Origin of the sequence: Kluyvera huaxiensis, from assembly GCF_040149365.1 — a bacterium.
GTDB classification, from domain to species: domain Bacteria; phylum Pseudomonadota; class Gammaproteobacteria; order Enterobacterales; family Enterobacteriaceae; genus Kluyvera; species Kluyvera intermedia_A.
Window position 1 is genome coordinate 88,902 of sequence record NZ_JBEFLV010000015.1, and the last position, 16,907, is coordinate 105,808.

General features: G+C 49.4%; 23 protein-coding genes and 1 other annotated feature. Of the genes, 17 read left to right on the plus strand and 6 right to left on the minus strand.

Annotated features, from left to right (window positions below; translation table 11 throughout):
* Positions 1-13 precede the first annotated feature (13 nt).
* Positions 14-187 (plus strand): YciY family protein, encoded by a 174-nt coding sequence (locus ABOC97_RS15990; protein ID WP_234508876.1) that lies wholly within the window; start codon positions 14-16, stop codon positions 185-187.
* Between the two features lie 193 nt (positions 188-380).
* The gene (locus tag ABOC97_RS24060) at positions 381-536 is read left to right on the plus strand and encodes a restriction endonuclease (protein ID WP_416011992.1); all 156 of its coding nucleotides are present in this window, start codon (positions 381-383) and stop codon (positions 534-536) included.
* Positions 537-636: 100 nt separating this feature from the next.
* On the opposite strand, the gene ABOC97_RS15995 is transcribed toward ABOC97_RS24060, so the two are convergent.
* On the minus strand, positions 637-933 hold the full coding sequence (locus tag ABOC97_RS15995; protein WP_349599570.1) for a YciI family protein: 297 nt from the start codon (positions 931-933) through the stop codon (positions 637-639).
* A 220-nt stretch (positions 934-1,153) separates the two neighbouring features.
* On the opposite strand from ABOC97_RS15995, the gene tonB reads away from it, so the two are divergent.
* Positions 1,154-1,864, plus strand: coding sequence for a TonB system transport protein TonB (tonB, locus tag ABOC97_RS16000; RefSeq protein WP_349599645.1), 711 nt, complete (start codon positions 1,154-1,156; stop codon positions 1,862-1,864).
* 30 nt (positions 1,865-1,894) lie between these two features.
* Here tonB and ABOC97_RS16005 read toward each other — a convergent pair whose 3' ends face one another.
* Together ABOC97_RS16005 and pfkB are read right to left on the minus strand one after the other, a co-directional pair.
* The gene (locus ABOC97_RS16005; protein ID WP_234507391.1) at positions 1,895-2,755 is read right to left on the minus strand and encodes a fructosamine kinase family protein; all 861 of its coding nucleotides are present in this window, start codon (positions 2,753-2,755) and stop codon (positions 1,895-1,897) included.
* Between the two features lie 272 nt (positions 2,756-3,027).
* Positions 3,028-3,960, minus strand: a complete 933-nt coding sequence (pfkB, locus tag ABOC97_RS16010) for a 6-phosphofructokinase II (RefSeq protein WP_349599573.1) — start codon at positions 3,958-3,960, stop codon at positions 3,028-3,030.
* Between the two features lie 315 nt (positions 3,961-4,275).
* Here pfkB and ABOC97_RS16015 point away from each other — a divergent pair, with 315 nt between their 5' ends.
* A complete protein-coding gene (locus tag ABOC97_RS16015) occupies positions 4,276-5,034 on the plus strand; it encodes a DUF481 domain-containing protein (RefSeq protein WP_234507387.1) in 759 nt (252 codons plus the stop codon).
* 268 nt (positions 5,035-5,302) lie between these two features.
* Positions 5,303-5,551 (plus strand): YdgH/BhsA/McbA family protein, encoded by a 249-nt coding sequence (locus ABOC97_RS16020; protein WP_349599575.1) that lies wholly within the window; start codon positions 5,303-5,305, stop codon positions 5,549-5,551.
* Positions 5,552-5,824: 273 nt separating this feature from the next.
* Here the strand turns inward: ABOC97_RS16020 and yniD are convergent, their stop codons facing one another.
* On the minus strand, positions 5,825-5,935 hold the full coding sequence (gene yniD, locus ABOC97_RS16025; protein ID WP_126440732.1) for a small membrane protein YniD: 111 nt from the start codon (positions 5,933-5,935) through the stop codon (positions 5,825-5,827).
* A 280-nt stretch (positions 5,936-6,215) separates the two neighbouring features.
* A complete protein-coding gene (gene cspF, locus ABOC97_RS16030; RefSeq protein ID WP_349599578.1) occupies positions 6,216-6,428 on the minus strand; it encodes a cold shock-like protein CspF in 213 nt (70 codons plus the stop codon).
* Between the two features lie 287 nt (positions 6,429-6,715).
* On the opposite strand from cspF, the gene ABOC97_RS16035 reads away from it, so the two are divergent.
* Entirely contained in the window at positions 6,716-6,934 is a 219-nt protein-coding gene (locus tag ABOC97_RS16035) for a cold shock domain-containing protein (protein WP_349599581.1), read from the plus strand.
* Positions 6,935-7,248: 314 nt separating this feature from the next.
* Here ABOC97_RS16035 and ABOC97_RS16040 read toward each other — a convergent pair whose 3' ends face one another.
* Positions 7,249-7,419, minus strand: coding sequence for a YnfU family zinc-binding protein (locus tag ABOC97_RS16040; protein ID WP_320673463.1), 171 nt, complete (start codon positions 7,417-7,419; stop codon positions 7,249-7,251).
* Between the two features lie 148 nt (positions 7,420-7,567).
* Here ABOC97_RS16040 and ymcF point away from each other — a divergent pair, with 148 nt between their 5' ends.
* The 11 genes from ymcF to btuC all read left to right on the plus strand — a co-directional run bounded on the left by ymcF (position 7,568) and on the right by btuC (position 16,906).
* Entirely contained in the window at positions 7,568-7,744 is a 177-nt protein-coding gene (gene ymcF / locus ABOC97_RS16045) for a cold shock small protein YmcF (RefSeq protein ID WP_234507076.1), read from the plus strand.
* A gap of 45 nt (positions 7,745-7,789) precedes the next feature.
* Positions 7,790-8,017 carry a hypothetical protein gene (locus ABOC97_RS16050; protein ID WP_349599584.1) on the plus strand — a complete coding sequence of 76 codons (228 nt, stop codon included), beginning with the start codon at positions 7,790-7,792 and terminating at the stop codon, positions 8,015-8,017.
* A gap of 533 nt (positions 8,018-8,550) precedes the next feature.
* Positions 8,551-10,479 (plus strand): threonine--tRNA ligase, encoded by a 1,929-nt coding sequence (thrS, locus tag ABOC97_RS16055; protein ID WP_349599587.1) that lies wholly within the window; start codon positions 8,551-8,553, stop codon positions 10,477-10,479.
* Positions 10,480-10,482: 3 nt separating this feature from the next.
* The gene (gene infC, locus ABOC97_RS16060) at positions 10,483-11,025 is read left to right on the plus strand and encodes a translation initiation factor IF-3 (RefSeq protein WP_071830666.1); all 543 of its coding nucleotides are present in this window, start codon (positions 10,483-10,485) and stop codon (positions 11,023-11,025) included.
* Between the two features lie 96 nt (positions 11,026-11,121).
* Positions 11,122-11,319, plus strand: a complete 198-nt coding sequence (rpmI, locus tag ABOC97_RS16065; RefSeq protein WP_012017121.1) for a 50S ribosomal protein L35 — start codon at positions 11,122-11,124, stop codon at positions 11,317-11,319.
* Between the two features lie 50 nt (positions 11,320-11,369).
* Positions 11,370-11,726, plus strand: a complete 357-nt coding sequence (gene rplT, locus ABOC97_RS16070) for a 50S ribosomal protein L20 (protein WP_052284424.1) — start codon at positions 11,370-11,372, stop codon at positions 11,724-11,726.
* Between the two features lie 118 nt (positions 11,727-11,844).
* Positions 11,845-11,969: a sequence feature (Phe leader region), on the plus strand.
* Complete coding sequence (gene pheM / locus ABOC97_RS16075; protein ID WP_001386830.1) at positions 11,850-11,894, plus strand: pheST operon leader peptide PheM; 45 nt, start codon at positions 11,850-11,852, stop codon at positions 11,892-11,894. Its footprint overlaps the feature before it by 45 nt.
* Before the next feature lie 165 nt (positions 11,970-12,134).
* Positions 12,135-13,118: a phenylalanine--tRNA ligase subunit alpha gene (pheS, locus tag ABOC97_RS16080; RefSeq protein ID WP_234507057.1), complete on the plus strand. Its 984-nt coding sequence runs from the start codon at positions 12,135-12,137 to the stop codon at positions 13,116-13,118.
* A gap of 15 nt (positions 13,119-13,133) precedes the next feature.
* On the plus strand, positions 13,134-15,521 hold the full coding sequence (pheT, locus tag ABOC97_RS16085; RefSeq protein ID WP_349599592.1) for a phenylalanine--tRNA ligase subunit beta: 2,388 nt from the start codon (positions 13,134-13,136) through the stop codon (positions 15,519-15,521).
* Positions 15,522-15,525: 4 nt separating this feature from the next.
* The gene (gene ihfA, locus ABOC97_RS16090) at positions 15,526-15,825 is read left to right on the plus strand and encodes an integration host factor subunit alpha (RefSeq protein ID WP_003030571.1); all 300 of its coding nucleotides are present in this window, start codon (positions 15,526-15,528) and stop codon (positions 15,823-15,825) included.
* A 100-nt stretch (positions 15,826-15,925) separates the two neighbouring features.
* The gene (gene btuC / locus ABOC97_RS16095; protein WP_349599594.1) at positions 15,926-16,906 is read left to right on the plus strand and encodes a vitamin B12 ABC transporter permease BtuC; all 981 of its coding nucleotides are present in this window, start codon (positions 15,926-15,928) and stop codon (positions 16,904-16,906) included.
* Position 16,907 lies beyond the last annotated feature (1 nt).

Consider the following 16,907-nt stretch of genomic DNA (forward strand, 5'->3'; position numbering starts at 1 on the left):
AAGAGCGTTAGAAATGAAGCGTAGTAGACCCGAAGTGGGGCGCTGGCGGATGCTGAGACAAGCAAGCCGTCGTAAATCACGTTGGCTGGAATCTCAGTCACGTCGTAACATGCGCATCCATTCCATCAGAAAGTGCATTGTCGGCCGGCAGCGCAATTGCCTGCTTTACGCCATTTACGAACTCTGATGGTAAAAAAGGGCACCGTTCATGGTGCCCTCTGTCTCTTTTGCTGGCGTTGCGTCAGGGGCATGCCCAAATACACTTCTCAAAAGACCTTCCTTCCTGCTTGCTTCACTGAATTCCACGCAACTCATTGATTGCAGTTATTTTTATCAGCATTATAATTGGCAGGATTACAGTGCATTCCAATGGGGTCGGTGTGGAGTACGTACCTAAAAACCGTGCGAACCGTGGCGCCGTGGTAACGAATAACACTTACACACCTTCAGCTAGAGCGCTGGCAAATTCCCATAATATATTGTTGCTCCATCACGATGATTTACACGTGATCAATCAGAATTTTAACTTCAGCTGAGATTCGACTACAAAGAGCGCAAATATGGCCTATCCTTTTGCGCTCTTAAGTCAACGGTAAACTTTATTATCTTATTGATTTGTATTCCGATATTTGTATATCAAAATACTTTCTTAAATGGCTTAACCCAAACCTGCTGGTAGACGCCTGCCGCAACATACGGATCGTCCTGCGCCCAGGATTGAGCGGCTTCCAGAGATTCAAACTCCGCAATTACCGTTGAACCACTAAAACCTGCAGCACCGGGATCGTTGCTGTCGACGGCAGGCATTGGACCTGCGGTAAGCAGCCGTCCTTCATCCTGTAATAACTGCAATCGTGCCAGATGGGCAGGGCGTACTGATAACCGTTTTTCAAGAGAGTCGGCGATATCCTGGGCATAGATGACGTAAAGCACGGGCGGAACTCCTGTTTAAATAATTTGCGGATCACGTTAAGTGAAAGCGCTAATGACTGCAATGCAAAGTTTTGTTGTGGTTAAAAGTCGCGATCCTGCGCGGTTTTTTTAGTCAACTACGGGAGAAAGTTGACCGAAGATAAGATGTCTTATTGAATATGATTGCTATTTGCATTTAAAATCGAGGTCTCATTTTTCAACTGTAACGACTATGACTGCAATGACCCTTGATTTACCTCGCCGCTTTCCATGGCCGACGCTTCTCTCTGTTGGTATTCACGGTGCTGTCGTGGCTGGTCTGCTTTATACCTCGGTACATCAGGTTATTGAACTGCCGGCTCCCGCTCAGCCGATTACCATCACGATGGTTGCTCCTGCTGATTTAGAACCGCCTCAGGCTGTGGTTCAACCGCAGCCAGTGGTCGAGCCTGAGCCGGAACCAGATCCAGAACCGATCCCTGAAGTACCGCAGGCGCCGGTCGTTATTCATAAACCGAAGCCTAAGCCGAAACCAAAACCGAAGCCGGTGAAAGTTGAACAGCCGAAGCCGGAAGTGAAACCGGTTGAACAGCGTCCACTCTCGACGGTGAATAAAGAAGCGCCGCCAGCACGGTCTGTAGCGAATAACCTGCCGGGAGCTAGCGCGCCGTCGATGAATGCCCCTACCGGGCCTCGGGCGCTGAATCGCCAGCAGCCTAGTTATCCAACGCGCGCACAGGCGCTGCGCATTGAAGGTAAGGTGCGGGTGAAATTTGATGTAACCGCCGATGGGCGCGTTGATAATGTTGAAATTCTGTCAGCGCAACCGTCCAACATGTTTGAACGCGATGTCAAAACCGTGATGCGGAAATGGCGTTACGAAGCGGGCAAACCGGGTACCGGGTTGATTATGAATATTGAGTTCCGCCTGAAAGGCGTACAGATGAACTAATTACAACGCCCCCGAAAGGGGGCGTTGTCGTTATGCAGCCAGTACGTTATCCAATGCTTTTTGCGCCACTACCAGATGTTGCCCGCCAAACAGAATGGCTCGGTTAATCAGGGTATACAACTGATATACCGGCTGGCGGTCGAGGAAATCGGCAGGGAGCGGGGAAACGGATTGGTAGCCATCGTAGATTTGTGGTGGTTGATCCGGATGCAATGGCAGCATGGCCAGGTCACACTCACGATCGCCCCAATAACAGGCAGGGTCAAACAGATATGGGCCATTTGGCCCCAGCGCACAGTTATTTGACCATAGATCGCCATGTAGCAGGGAAGGCTGCGGTTGATGTGCACTCAGTCGCTGCTGAATATGCTCAACAATGGCGTCAATATCTCCGAATTTCATTCCTTTTTCTGCGGCTAATTCAAGCTGCCAGCCGATACGCTGCTCGGCGAAGAAGTTCGACCAGCGGCGCTGCCAAGCGTTGGGCTGTGGTGTGGTGGAGAGATCGTTATCGAAATCGAGGCCAAACTGAGGCTGATCGCTCCACTGATGTAGACGGGCAAGCTGCTGTCCGAGTAAAAAGGCGTTATGCGCATCCAGCGGACGTGGTGGCAGATACTCCATGACCAGGAAACTGTAGTCGCGGTCGGAACCGACGACGAAGACTTCCGGGACGGTCACGGTTTTACTGCGGGAGAGTAGCTCAAGCTGGTCAGCCTCCGCAGTAAAAATAGGCAGTAATTCACGTTCATCGCATTTCACGAAAAACTCCCGCCCAGCATACTTCAGATGCCATGCGGCATGGATTTCTCCGCCTGGCAGTTCATTGCGCTGTTCGATTTCGCCACTTCCAAGTTGCTCGCCTAACAGGCTACCGATCGCTTGCCACATGATGTCTCTCCCCATGTTTTCTGCCATATCATAAGGTTAGCGCATAAGTACAGGGTAAAATTCGAGCTATACCGCACAACGGATAAAAAAGGTGTTGAAAGCGCAGGCCAAATGATTCCGTTTCTGCTACGAACGTAGGGTGGGTCACTTACGCGACGATGGATCAACCACCGTGATGCACTCCATTGTTAACAATCGAGTTTTGTTAGCATAGTCGATTACCGCCATTTCGCGACTCACGGGTAGCCCCGTGAGCCCGATTTACTGAGCATTTAGTGCTGTTGCAGGTAGTCGAATATCTTTTGCGTGTTATCACGCGAGCACAGGCGCGTTCCCTGATTAATCGTGGCAGCGCTGCCTGCAGCGACGCCATAACGCACCATGGTTTTCAGACAGACATTTTCTGCCAGTTTCAGGGTCATCGCACCCACCATGCTATCACCCGCGCCGACGGTACTTTGGCTCTTAATTGGCGGCGGAACGACCTGCACGCAGCTATTGGCATCGACAGCCAGGGCTCCTTGCGCGCCCAAAGAGACCACGACACGCAGGGCTTTGCCACTGCGTATGATTTCCTGGGCGGCAAGACGTACATCATCGGGTTGTATCAACTCTCGCTGCACCAGGGCACTCAGTTCTTTCTGGTTGGGTTTGACTAACTCGATATTGCCGATATCCAGTGCGGCGGCTAAAGCATCACCCGAGCTATCAATAATGCAGCGCAACCCCTGCCGTTGAGCGGCCTTTATCAGCGCGACAAACGCATCGAGTGAAACGCCCGGCGGGAGACTGCCGCTGATAACCAGCAAAGAACCGGCTGGGATTTGCGAAACTTTTTCCTGCAGTCTCAGTAGTTCGTCGTGATTGAGCGTTGCGCCAGGCATGACAAAACGATATTGCTCACCGCTGGCATTAACGTGAACATGAAGATTCTGACGCGTCCACTCTTGCGTTTCGACGCTTTCGACGGGGACGTTTTCCGTCTGTAGCAGGTCTATCAGGTGCTGGCCGGTGGCACCGCCAGCCGGAAAGATTGCCGTGGCTTCACCGCCGAGAAAAGTGATTGCGCGGGCAACGTTAATTCCGCCACCACCGGGTTCGAAGATCGGGGATGTGCAGCGAAGTTTGCCCTCTGGGTAAATGTGTGGCGTTTGAGTGGCGCTGTCGAGCGAAGGGGCGAGCGTCAGTGTGTAAATTTTTACCATACCGATAACCTCCTTTTATAAGCCGTTAGGTTGTACTGAACCCCATTGCGTTTCAGTCTGGCACTTACAGGCTGATAAAGAAAGCAACAACAGTATGATTTTTATAGAGAATGGTAAGCAATCTCTCATTTTCATTATAAAATTAAATATGTTTTAAGGTAGTTCTTATTCAAAAAATGACAGAAGAATAAGATTGCTATGTTATACGTGCCTTTTTATAATTTATTGCCTTTCTATGGACCACCCCGTCGTTGATCCTCGCGAAAGTTTCCGGGACGAAATCGTCTCCTTTTTTGTTGTACGGACTCTTAATAAATGAAGCTTTTGAAGACAGTACCGGTAGCGGTTGTGCTGCTGGGGGGCGTGTTTGCGTCTGCGTATGCAACCGCCAGTGATACCGTTTTTACTGTCATGGATGACCCAACCACCGCTAAAAAGCCTTTTGAAGGCGATATTAATGCGGGTTACCTCGCGCAATCTGGCAATACCAAAAGTTCTTCCGCCACTGCTGATACTACGCTGACATGGTATGGTGAATCGACTGCGTGGTCCCTGTGGGGAGCAGCCAGCAACACCTCTGCTAATGATGAACGCTCCTCTGAAAAGTATTCAGCAGGTGGACGTAGTCGTTACAACATGACCAGCGTGGATTACCTGTTTGGTCAGGCAAGCTGGTTGACCGACCGCTACAACGGCTACCATGAGCGTGACGTCTTTACTGCTGGTTATGGTCATCAGTTCCTGAATGGTCCTATCCACAGCTTACGTTTCGAATTTGGTCCTGGTGTACGTTACGATGAGTACACCGACGGTAATACGGAAACTCAGCCGCTGGGTTATGCTTCCGGCGCTTACGCCTGGCAGATGACGGATACCACGAAATTTACCCAGGGTGTCTCTGTGCTGGGTGCAGAGGATACTACGGTGAACTCTGAGACTGCGTTGAGCGTTGCTATTAACGAACACTTTGGTCTGAAGGTCGCTTATAACGTGACCTGGAACTCTGAACCACCGGCAACGGCGCCGAACCACACTGACCGCCGTACGTCGCTGACTTTGGGTTATACCATGTAACAATTAACAGGCCGGGAATACCCGGCCTGTGTTCTGATATTTATCGTTAAGTGTTATTATTAAAAACAACCAGCGTTTTATTTAATTAAAAATACAAGTTCTCCATAATATCTCCACATTTGGTAATTCTGACATATGGTCAATTAATTTGACACGAATAGCTAAATATTTTGACTAGCCAAAAGTGTGATCTGGATCTAGACTATGTTCAAGGGCAATATGATGCCTTAGCGTTTCAAAGTCTTAATCAAGTCAGAGAATAAACATTATGAAAAATATCAAAATCGCATCTGCAGCTATTCTGCTGTCGGCACTCTCTTTCGGCGTATTTGCTGCTGAACCTGCAACACAGCCTGCCAGTTCTACCGCTACCGTAACGACTGCACAGCACGTTGGTATTTCCAGCGCCTATGACGTCGAAGCAGGCTCTAACATCGCCCCGGGCTCTCAGTCTACCGGCCAATCTATGGATGATGCGTTTAACGTACACACCCTGGTTGCAGGCGACTGGTCCTGATCATTCTGTGCTGTAATAATTTGATTTTCTATTGATTATTAATACCGGCAGAGAAAACCGGGTAGAGTGGTACCGGTTTTTCTTGCTGCTATTATTTTTTTTAAAATAACAAGCTTCAGTTTTTGTAATTAAATTGTCATTCTAAATAAGTTTTCTCCGCACATATTGTCAATGAACATATTTAAAAAGCATTTCTATCTGTGTTTTAATGTTCAGGCAATAACGTTAGTTTGTGTTCCATTCCCGACGTTCAGCGACGGTAGGATTTACCGTTTATTCACCCCATATCATCGCCGCCCACCTGAGCAACAGCATCGCTCCACATATAGCTATCAGCACCAGCACCATTTTCCAGTGCTTTTTGGCAAATCGGTCTGTTGGCATTGTCCGCTCCTTTTCGTTCACGCGTTGATTTAGTGTACCAGAATCGCCGGCAAAAATAGCCACGAACGCAGGGAAGGGCATTGGGGCCTTTGCGGGGGAAACTGTACGGCAGCCTTTCACCGGTGGAGTTGGTGGTATTTAGTATTCTTCACGCCCTCTGCAACAGCATGGGTGGCCAGCAATCAGGTTAACTGCTACAGCAAGCCAAACAAGGGAAAAAAAGATGCGGCGACTTGCTGAGACGCTGGTGTATGCGAATGTGGCGGGAATGCGCGGCCAATCATGATAGGTAAACATTTGCGGCGGTAGGGCCTTTAAGGCCATTGATGCGGCAAAACTCTACACGAATTCCTGGCTGGAGTGATTCTGATTCACTATTGTAGAAGGCTGAGATGTGGAGTAAAACGTCTTTTCGACCATCTGATGGGGTGATGAGACCTTTGCCACTAATAACGTCAAAACTTTTGACAATTCCTGTCATTTTATGAGACAAGTAAATTCCTTGTTAAAAACACGCAATTAATATACGCGCAAAAAATATTAAAAGCTATTTTTATATTGATATTTTTTAGGAAGGCTTCCGGACGGCCAAAATAAAATTTGCTAATCGAACCCAGTCGTGCATTAATGAAGTGGTTAGTTCGCTATATCAACGGACGTAAAACATTTTACTGAGCAGTTCTCATAGCCAGGCGCTATCGCTGATACCCCCTCCCTTGAGCCTATACGTTCAATACGATACGTTTTCATAAAATTCAAAAATGCTCAACAGGAGTCAGTATGTCCTCAAGAATTAAAGGCTTGGTTAAGTGGTTTAACGAAGACAAGGGTTTTGGTCTTATCTCTCCGCTTGATGGAAGTAAGGATGTATTGATTCGTCTTTCTGCTCGCCATAGCGGTAATTTAGAAACGCTATTTGAAGGGCAAAAAGTTGAATTTGCAATTCATAGCGGTGATAAAGGCCTCGCAGCCACGAATTTAATTCTGTGTGATAAATGAAAATTATAGGTCTGCGATAACGATGACGGATTATTCCTGAGTAGACAGGCCTAACAATTGAATGGGTAAAATAAATTTGCTTAGCAACAGCTTGGCTTTTTTTAGTTCACTTGTGATCTGAAAATGTGCAGGTTGCGGTGTGAGAAAAACTGAGCTCTTTAGGCTAAGGATTTGAAAAATAGTGAGTTGGTGGAGTTTCTTAGACCGTCAGAAGAGAACACATCCCAAACAAAAAACTCTGTGCTTGCTAAACTATATTGCCAAATGAGTAGGTTTAACATTATTCATCCACATCATTTGGCAAGGCCGTGATTTTAGAAGCGTTGTGCCGATTTGAATAAAGTACTGCAGTACGGGCAGACAAGTTGGGAACCTTTCTGAACTCGACTAAAACTATGTTCAGAATCTTTTGAACAGTTCGGGCATGAACATTTGACTAAGTGATTGCGACGGGATTGTGTGTTTTTACGTCCGGACATAGGCATTTCCTGATTTAAGGGACTGCCACCATACACGTTTAATCGGATAGTTGCTTGTGTTTATTCTCGATAATTTGCCTGAATTGATAATGTTAAACAGTGCAGTACGTTGGGATGATGGCGGCAGGTGATTGTCATCAATGAGGTATATATTATTAATCTAAATATTCATTTCAGATGTCCATGTTGTCATGGCTCTCAGTACCGAACTTCAATCTTTGATGTTTCAGAGAAAAATCCATTCGGTGCAAAGTGTATTTTCTGCAAAACAAACATGATGTTTAATGAGGCCGTAGTTACCAGGGTTCAGTCCTCAGGACTGCCTTCATAAAAATGATATGCCTGGTGAATACGAACGATGGAGTCATGGCAATAGATGAAAAAGGTCATTGTTCTTTTTAATGCGGAACCCTGTAAAGTTATCACCGTGCGTAAAAATATTACGTCTATACGGCAAGAGTATCCAAACGGTGAGGGGATAGAGCTGCAAATCATGTCAGCAGGTTTTCCTTCCCTAACGGGAGATCATGGGGTTGTGTATGTGGCCACAGACAGAGAACTGGCAACCCAGGAAATATTGGATGCAGTAAAAAAATACCTATAATTTTGCTTATGCCATTTTCCCTATGAGCATGTTCCTTTCCCAGGTTTTCTCAGCCTTCATTCCTGAACGATGATTCTTCTTCGTCAAGACCCGACGGTTTGAGATCCCCCTTAAACGGTCCGGTGCTTTTCAAACTAGGGGTATCCCAGGTGTTCCAATTCAGTTAATCCCCCCCTTTGCTGGGGAATTCATTCTCCGGGTTGGTTCAGCGCTGCTTTTATAGCAGTCAACTGAGCCTATCTATATGTCGTCGGTAGAGCAGGGCACGTCACGTTGAATCGCGTCATTTATCGCCGATAAGAAAAAGTGCGAACCCTCACACTGAATTCAAGCTTTTCTGACATGTCCTCGACGTGTAAACTAATGGCTCGGTATCAGATAGTTAGTGCGAGTACATTTTGGATTTTGTTCGTCCTTTGTACACACTTAGCAGAGTGAAGCTCAGAAACGTACTTAACCGTCTGGTATTTCTAAATAATTTAATTTTGTATGTGCTCTTTCGTGTGGGGCACCACTGCAAATAAGGACATTAAATGCCTGTAATTACTCTTCCTGATGGCAGCCAACGCCATTACGATCAAGCCGTTAGCCCAATGGATGTTGCTCTGGACATCGGTCCTGGCCTGGCAAAAGCCACCATCGCTGGGCGCGTAAACGGTGAACTGGTTGATGCTTCCGATCTGATTGAAAATGATGCCACTCTTGCCCTCATCACCGTAAAAGATGAAGCGGGTCTGGAAATCATTCGTCACTCGTGTGCGCACCTGCTGGGTCATGCTATCAAACAGCTGTGGCCAAACACCAAAATGGCGATCGGCCCGGTTATCGACAACGGTTTCTATTACGACGTTGATCTTGACCACACGCTGACCCAGGAAGACATCGACGCGCTCGAAAAACGTATGCACGAGCTCGCCGAGAAAAACTATGATGTCATCAAGAAGAAAGTGAGCTGGCATGAAGCCCGCGATGCTTTCGTCTCTCGTGGTGAAACCTATAAAGTTGCCATTCTTGATGAAAACATTTCGCATGATGACAAGCCTGGCTTGTACCATCACGAAGAATATGTCGACATGTGCCGTGGTCCGCACGTGCCGAATATGCGTTTTTGCCACAACTTCAAACTGATGAAAACCGCTGGTGCCTACTGGCGCGGCGACAGCGACAACAAGATGCTGCAGCGTATCTATGGTACCGCATGGACGGACAAAAAAGCCCTCAATGCCTATCTGCTGCGTCTTGAAGAAGCGGCGAAGCGCGACCACCGTAAAATCGGTAAGCAGCTCGACCTGTATCATATGCAGGAAGAAGCGCCGGGTATGGTGTTCTGGCATAACGACGGCTGGACTATCTTCCGTGAACTGGAAACCTTCGTGCGCTCTAAGCTCAAAGAGTACCAGTATCAGGAAGTAAAAGGTCCATTCATGATGGACCGTGTGCTGTGGGAAAAAACCGGCCACTGGGATAACTATAAAGATGCAATGTTCACCACTTCTTCAGAGAACCGTGAATACTGTATCAAACCGATGAACTGCCCAGGGCACGTTCAAATCTTCAACCAGGGTCTGAAATCCTACCGCGATCTGCCGCTGCGTATGGCAGAGTTCGGTAGCTGCCACCGTAACGAACCGTCAGGTGCGCTGCATGGTTTAATGCGTGTACGTGGATTTACTCAGGATGACGCCCACATCTTCTGTACAGAAGAGCAGGTGCGCGATGAAGTGAACGCGTGCATTCGTTTAGTCTATGATATGTACAGCACTTTCGGTTTTGAGAAAATCGTGGTCAAACTTTCAACGCGTCCGGAAAAACGTATCGGTAGCGATGAAACCTGGGACCGCGCAGAAGCCGATTTGGCTGTTGCGCTGGAAGAAAACAACATCCCGTTTGAGTATCAACTGGGTGAAGGTGCCTTCTACGGTCCAAAAATTGAATTTACCCTTTATGACTGCCTCGATCGTGCATGGCAGTGCGGTACTGTTCAGTTAGACTTCTCCCTGCCGTCTCGTCTGAGCGCCTCTTATATTGGCGAAAGCAACGAACGTCAGGTACCGGTGATGATTCACCGCGCAATTCTTGGTTCACTGGAGCGTTTCATTGGCATCCTGACCGAAGAGTTCGCCGGTTTCTTCCCAACCTGGATTGCTCCTGTACAGGTTGTGGTAATGAATATTACCGATTCTCAGTCTGAATATGTCAACGAATTGACCCGTAAACTGCAAAATGCGGGCATTCGTGTAAAAGCAGACTTGAGAAATGAGAAGATTGGCTTTAAAATCCGCGAGCACACTTTACGTCGTGTCCCTTACATGTTGGTCTGTGGCGACAAAGAGGTAGAAGCAGGCAAAGTTGCCGTGCGTACCCGTCGTGGCAAAGACTTGGGCAGCCTGGACGTAAATGAAGTTATCGAGAAGCTGCAACAAGAGATTCGCAGCCGCAGTCTAAAACAACTGGAGGAATAAGGTATTAAAGGCGGAAAACGAGTTCAAACGGCACGTCCGAATCGTATCAATGGCGAGATTCGCGCCCTGGAAGTTCGCTTAACAGGTCTGGAAGGCGAAGCTTTGGGTATTGTGAGTCTGAGAGAAGCTATCGAAAAAGCTGAAGAAGCTGGAGTAGATTTAGTTGAAATCAGCCCTAACGCCGAACCGCCAGTTTGTCGTATCATGGACTACGGCAAGTTCCTTTATGAAAAAAGTAAGTCTTCTAAGGAACAGAAGAAAAAGCAAAAAGTTATCCAGGTTAAGGAAATCAAATTCCGTCCTGGTACCGATGATGGCGACTACCAGGTAAAACTCCGCAGCCTGGTACGCTTTCTCGAAGAGGGCGATAAGGCTAAGATCACGCTGCGTTTCCGCGGTCGTGAAATGGCCCACCAACAGATTGGTATGGAAGTGCTTACGCGCGTCCGTGACGATCTGAGTGAACTGGCAGTAGTCGAATCCTTCCCTACGAAGATCGAAGGCCGCCAGATGATCATGGTGCTCGCTCCTAAGAAGAAACAGTAAGGCCTTCAAGTAGCAATGTCTGTGGAGCCTTCGGGCTTCACAGGTACTGTTCGCCTACGTTTCGTTTATTAACAATGCGAAGTGGAAGTTATTAAAATGCCAAAAATTAAGACCGTACGCGGTGCTGCTAAGCGCTTCAAAAAAACCGGTAAAGGTGGTTTTAAGCACAAGCGCGCTAACCTGCGTCACATTCTGACCAAAAAAGCTACCAAGCGTAAACGTCACCTGCGTCCAAAAGCCATGGTTTCTAAAGGCGATCTGGGCCTGGTAATCGCGTGCCTGCCGTACGCATAAGTCGTTAACCCTTTTAACTTTTTAATTAGAATAGATACAGGAGAGCACATATGGCTCGCGTAAAACGTGGTGTAGTTGCCCGTGCACGTCACAAGAAAATTTTGAAACAAGCTAAAGGTTACTACGGTGCGCGTTCTCGCGTATACCGCGTTGCCTTCCAGGCTGTTATCAAAGCAGGTCAGTACGCTTATCGTGACCGTCGTCAGAAAAAGCGTCAGTTCCGTCAACTGTGGATTGCGCGTATCAACGCAGCAGCACGTCAGAACGGTATTTCTTACAGCAAATTCATCAACGGCCTGAAAAAAGCCTCTGTTGAAATCGACCGTAAGATCCTGGCTGACATCGCAGTATTCGACAAAATCGCGTTCACCGCGTTAGTTGAAAAAGCGAAAGCAGCACTGGCGTAAGCCGGTTGGAAGAGGGAGCTAGTCTCCCTCTTTTCATTTTAACTGCATCATTACGTTGACATTTATTCCCGTAGCCCTTTCAATAAAGGTTCTACGTTTCTTACCACACAAGGTAACGCAAGCATGAATGCTGCTATTTTCCGCTTCTTTTTTTACTTTAGCACCTGAATCCAGGAGGCTTGCGCGTGAAAGAAGAAACGGAAAACAGCGCCTAAAAGCCTCCCTGGTGGAGGCTTTTTTTATACGTGTCATCCTTCAAGTTTTCTCTGTGTTGGCTGCATTTGCTCACCCCAGTTACGTACTAATGTACGCTCCTGAGGATTTGCTCTTTTGCCGCCTTGATACAACTTGAATGATTTTGCGTATATACGAGCGACTAGTGAATATCGCCACATAACGAGGAAAACCATGTCACATCTCGCAGAGCTGGTTGCCAGTGCAACGGCCGCCATTAACCAGGCTTCAGATGTTGCCGCGTTAGACAATGTCCGCGTCGAATATTTGGGCAAGAAAGGGCACCTGACCCTTCAGATGACTACCCTGCGCGAGCTGCCGCCGGAAGAGCGTCCAGCAGCGGGTGCGGTGATTAACGAAGCGAAAGAGCAAGTGCAGCAGGCGCTTAACGCGCGTAAAGCAGCTCTGGAAAATGCCGCGCTAAATGCCCGTCTGGCCGCGGAGACTATCGATATCTCCCTGCCGGGTCGTCGTATTGAAAATGGTGGCTTGCACCCGGTTACGCGTACCATCGACCGTATTGAAAGTTTCTTCGGTGAGCTCGGTTTTACCGTTGCAACGGGGCCGGAAATCGAAGATGACTACCATAACTTCGATGCGCTGAATATCCCTAAGCATCACCCAGCACGTGCTGACCACGACACTTTCTGGTTTGATGCAACGCGTCTGCTGCGCACTCAGACCTCTGGCGTACAGATCCGTACCATGAAAGGGCAAGAGCCGCCAATCCGTATTATCGCTCCGGGCCGCGTGTATCGTAACGACTACGACCAGACGCACACCCCGATGTTCCATCAGATGGAAGGTCTGATTGTTGATAAAAACATCAGCTTTACCAACCTGAAAGGCACGCTGCACGATTTCCTGCGCAACTTCTTTGAGGAAGATCTGCAGATTCGTTTCCGTCCGTCCTACTTCCCGTTCACCGAACCATCCGCTGAAGTAGATGTTATGGGTAAAAACGGCAAATGGCTGGAAGTCCTGGGCTGCGGCATGGTGCACCCGAACGTTCTGCGTAACGTCGGTATCGACCCGGAAGTCTATTCCGGCTTCGCGTTCGGTATGGGTATGGAGCGTTTGACCATGCTGCGTTACGGCGTCACCGATTTACGTGCGTTCTTCGAAAACGATCTGCGTTTCCTCAAACAGTTTAAATAAGGGCAGGACAAAACAATGAAATTCAGTGAACTGTGGTTACGCGAATGGGTAAATCCAGCCATTGATAGCGAAGCGCTGTCAGGGCAAATCACCATGGCTGGTCTGGAAGTTGACGGCGTTGAAGCGGTTGCCGGCAGCTTTAACGGTGTTGTGGTCGGTGAAGTGGTTGAATGCGGCCAGCATCCGAACGCCGATAAGCTGCGGGTGACAAAAGTGAATGTCGGCGGCGAGCGCCTGCTGGACATCGTCTGCGGTGCGCCAAACTGCCGTCAGGGCCTGAAAGTTGCAGTGGCGACTATCGGCGCAGTACTGCCAGGTGACTTCAAAATTAAAGCCGCCAAACTGCGCGGTGAGCCGTCTGAAGGGATGCTGTGCTCATTCTCCGAGCTGGGTATTTCTGACGACCATGACGGTATCATTGAACTGCCGGCCGATGCGCCGCTGGGTACCGATATCCGTGAATACCTGAAACTTGATGACAACACCATCGAAATTAGCGTGACGCCAAACCGCGCCGACTGCCTGGGTATCATCGGCGTGGCACGCGACGTCGCCGTGCTGAACAAGCTGCCGCTGAACGCGCCGGAAATTGCGCCGGTTGCGGCAACGATTGCTGATGTTCTGCCGATTGACGTTGAAGCCGCTGATGCCTGCCCACGCTACTTGGGGCGCGTCGTGAAAGGTATTAACGTTAAAGCACCAACCCCGCTGTGGATGAAAGAGAAGCTGCGTCGTTGTGGCATCCGTTCTATCGACGCAGTTGTTGACATCACCAACTACGTGCTGCTGGAACTGGGTCAGCCAATGCATGCGTTCGATAAAGATCGCATCGAAGGCGGGATCAAAGTGCGTATGGCAAAAGAGGGTGAAACCCTGGTTCTGCTGGATGGCACCGAAGCAAAACTCAGCGCCGATACGCTGGTCATTGCTGATCACAACAAAGCGCTGGCGATGGCCGGTATCTTTGGTGGTGAACATTCTGGCGTGAACGATGAAACTCAGAACGTACTGCTGGAATCCGCTTTCTTCAGCCCGCTGTCTATCACCGGCCGCGCGCGTCGTTATGGTCTGCACACCGATGCCTCTCACCGCTATGAACGCGGCGTAGATCCGGTTCTGCAGTACAAAGCGATGGAGCGCGCCACCCGTCTGCTGCTCGACCTGTGTGGTGGTGACGCCGGCCCAATCATTGATGTGACCAGCGAAGCGACCTTGCCGAAGCGTGCCTCTATCACGCTGCGCCGTAGCAAACTGGATCGCCTGATTGGCCATCATATTGCTGATGACCTGGTTACGGATATCCTGACCCGTCTGGGTTGTGAAGTGACCGTCGGTCAGGACCAATGGCAGGCCATTGCACCGACCTGGCGCTTCGATATGGAAATCGAAGAAGACCTGGTTGAAGAAGTGGCGCGTGTTTACGGCTATAACAGCATCCCGAACGAGCCAGTACAGGCGGGTCTGGTGATGGGTAGCCATAAAGAAGCCAATCTGTCGCTCAAGCGTGTGAAAACAATGCTGAACGATAAAGGCTACCAGGAAGTGATCACCTACAGCTTCGTTGACCCGAAAGTTCAGCAATGGGTTCATCCGGGTGAAGAAGCGCTGATTCTGCCAAGCCCTATCTCCAGCGAAATGTCTGCGATGCGCCTGTCTCTGCTGACCGGCCTGCTGTCGACTGCGGTATACAACCAGAACCGCCAGCAGAACCGTGTGCGTATTTTCGAAACCGGCCTGCGTTTCGTTCCGGATACGCAAGCGCCGCTGGGCATTCGTCAGGACGTGATGCTGGGTGGGGTTATCTGCGGCAACCGCTATGAAGAGCACTGGAACCTGGCAAAAGAGACCGTTGATTTCTATGATATGAAGGGCGATCTGGAATCCGTTCTCGACCTGACCGGTAAATTGTCTGAAATTGAGTTTAAAGCGGAAGCTAACCCGGCGCTGCATCCGGGGCAGTCTGCGGCGATTTATCTGAAAGGTGAACGCATTGGTTTCATTGGTGTTATTCACCCTGAGCTTGAGCGTAAACTGGATCTGAATGGTCGTACGCTGGCATTCGAACTAGAGTGGAACAAGCTTGCAGACCGCGTGGTTCCTGAGGCGAAGGACATTTCTCGCTTCCCGGCGAACCGTCGCGATATCGCCGTTGTGGTTGCTGAAAATGTGCCTGCTGCTGATATTTTAAACGAATGTAAGAAAGTTGGCGTAAATCAGATAGTTGGCGTAAACTTATTTGACGTGTACCGTGGTAAGGGTGTTGCGGAGGGCTACAAGAGCCTTGCTATCAGCCTGATTTTACAAGATACCAGCCGTACACTCGAAGAAGAGGAGATTGCCGCTACCGTCGCCAAATGTGTAGAGGCATTAAAAGAGCGATTCCAGGCATCATTGAGGGATTGAACCTATGGCGCTTACAAAAGCTGAAATGTCAGAATATCTGTTTGATAAGCTTGGGCTTAGCAAGCGGGATGCCAAAGAACTGGTAGAACTGTTTTTTGAGGAGATCCGTCGCGCTCTGGAAAACGGCGAGCAGGTAAAGCTATCCGGTTTTGGTAACTTTGATTTGCGTGATAAAAATCAACGCCCGGGACGTAACCCGAAAACGGGTGAGGATATTCCCATTACAGCCCGGCGTGTGGTGACCTTCAGACCAGGACAGAAGTTAAAAAGCCGGGTCGAAAACGCAACACCCAAAGAAGAGTAATCTGAACTAACTAAAAAGGCCGCATTCGCGGCCTTTTTCTTTTCTTAGGTGGCACATCCACCGTAAAATCAAATGCTTCTCTACGTGCTTACGGGTAATTATGCAGGACTACGTACATCAACAGCAGCGGAGAAACCGCCGCTGGCTTACCGCCCTGACGCTGGTGCTCCTGTTTATGCTGATCATCGGTCTGTGCGCCGGTGATCAATGGATTGCGCCCAGCGAATGGTTTAGCGCAAAAGGGCAGCTTTTTATCTGGCAGATTCGCCTGCCGCGCACGTTTGCCGTGATGTTGGTTGGCGCGTCGCTTGCGCTTTGCGGTGCCGTTATGCAGGCACTATTTGAAAACCCGCTTGCCGAACCCGGTTTGCTTGGTGTGTCTAACGGCGCGGGCGTGGGGTTGATTGCGGTCATTATGCTAGGCCAGGGCGTTTTACCCGGATGGGTTCCAGGGCTTGCGGCCATTGCGGGGGCGCTGTTTATCACCGCTATTTTAATGCGTTTTGCGCGCAGGCACTTGTCTACCAGTCGATTGCTGCTGGCAGGGGTCGCACTGGGGATTATCTGTAGCGCGTTGATGACCTGGGCGGTCTACTTCTCAACATCGTTTGATCTGCGCCAGCTGATGTACTGGATGATGGGTGGGTTTGGTGGCGTTGACTGGCAACAGCTGTGGCTGATGGTGGCGCTATTGCCCGTCATGGTGTGGGTCTGCCTGCAATCTCAGCCGCTCAATCTGCTGGCGCTGGGTGAAACCTCAGCGCTTCAGCTCGGCGTGCCCATTGCGCTGTGGCGCAAGCTGTTGGTTATGGCTACCGGTTGGCTGGTGGGCGTGAGCGTAGCGTTAGCGGGTGCAATCGGCTTTATTGGGTTGGTGGTGCCGCATATGCTGCGTCTGTGCGGTCTGACTGACCATCGCGTGCTGTTGCCCGCCAGTGCGCTAGCAGGGGCCAGTACGCTCCTGTTTGCCGATATTGTCGCCCGGCTGGCACTGTCTGCCGCGGAACTGCCAATAGGTGTTGTGACGGCGACGCTAGGCGCGCCGGTATTTATCTGGTTACTATTAAAGTCCGGGCGTTAGA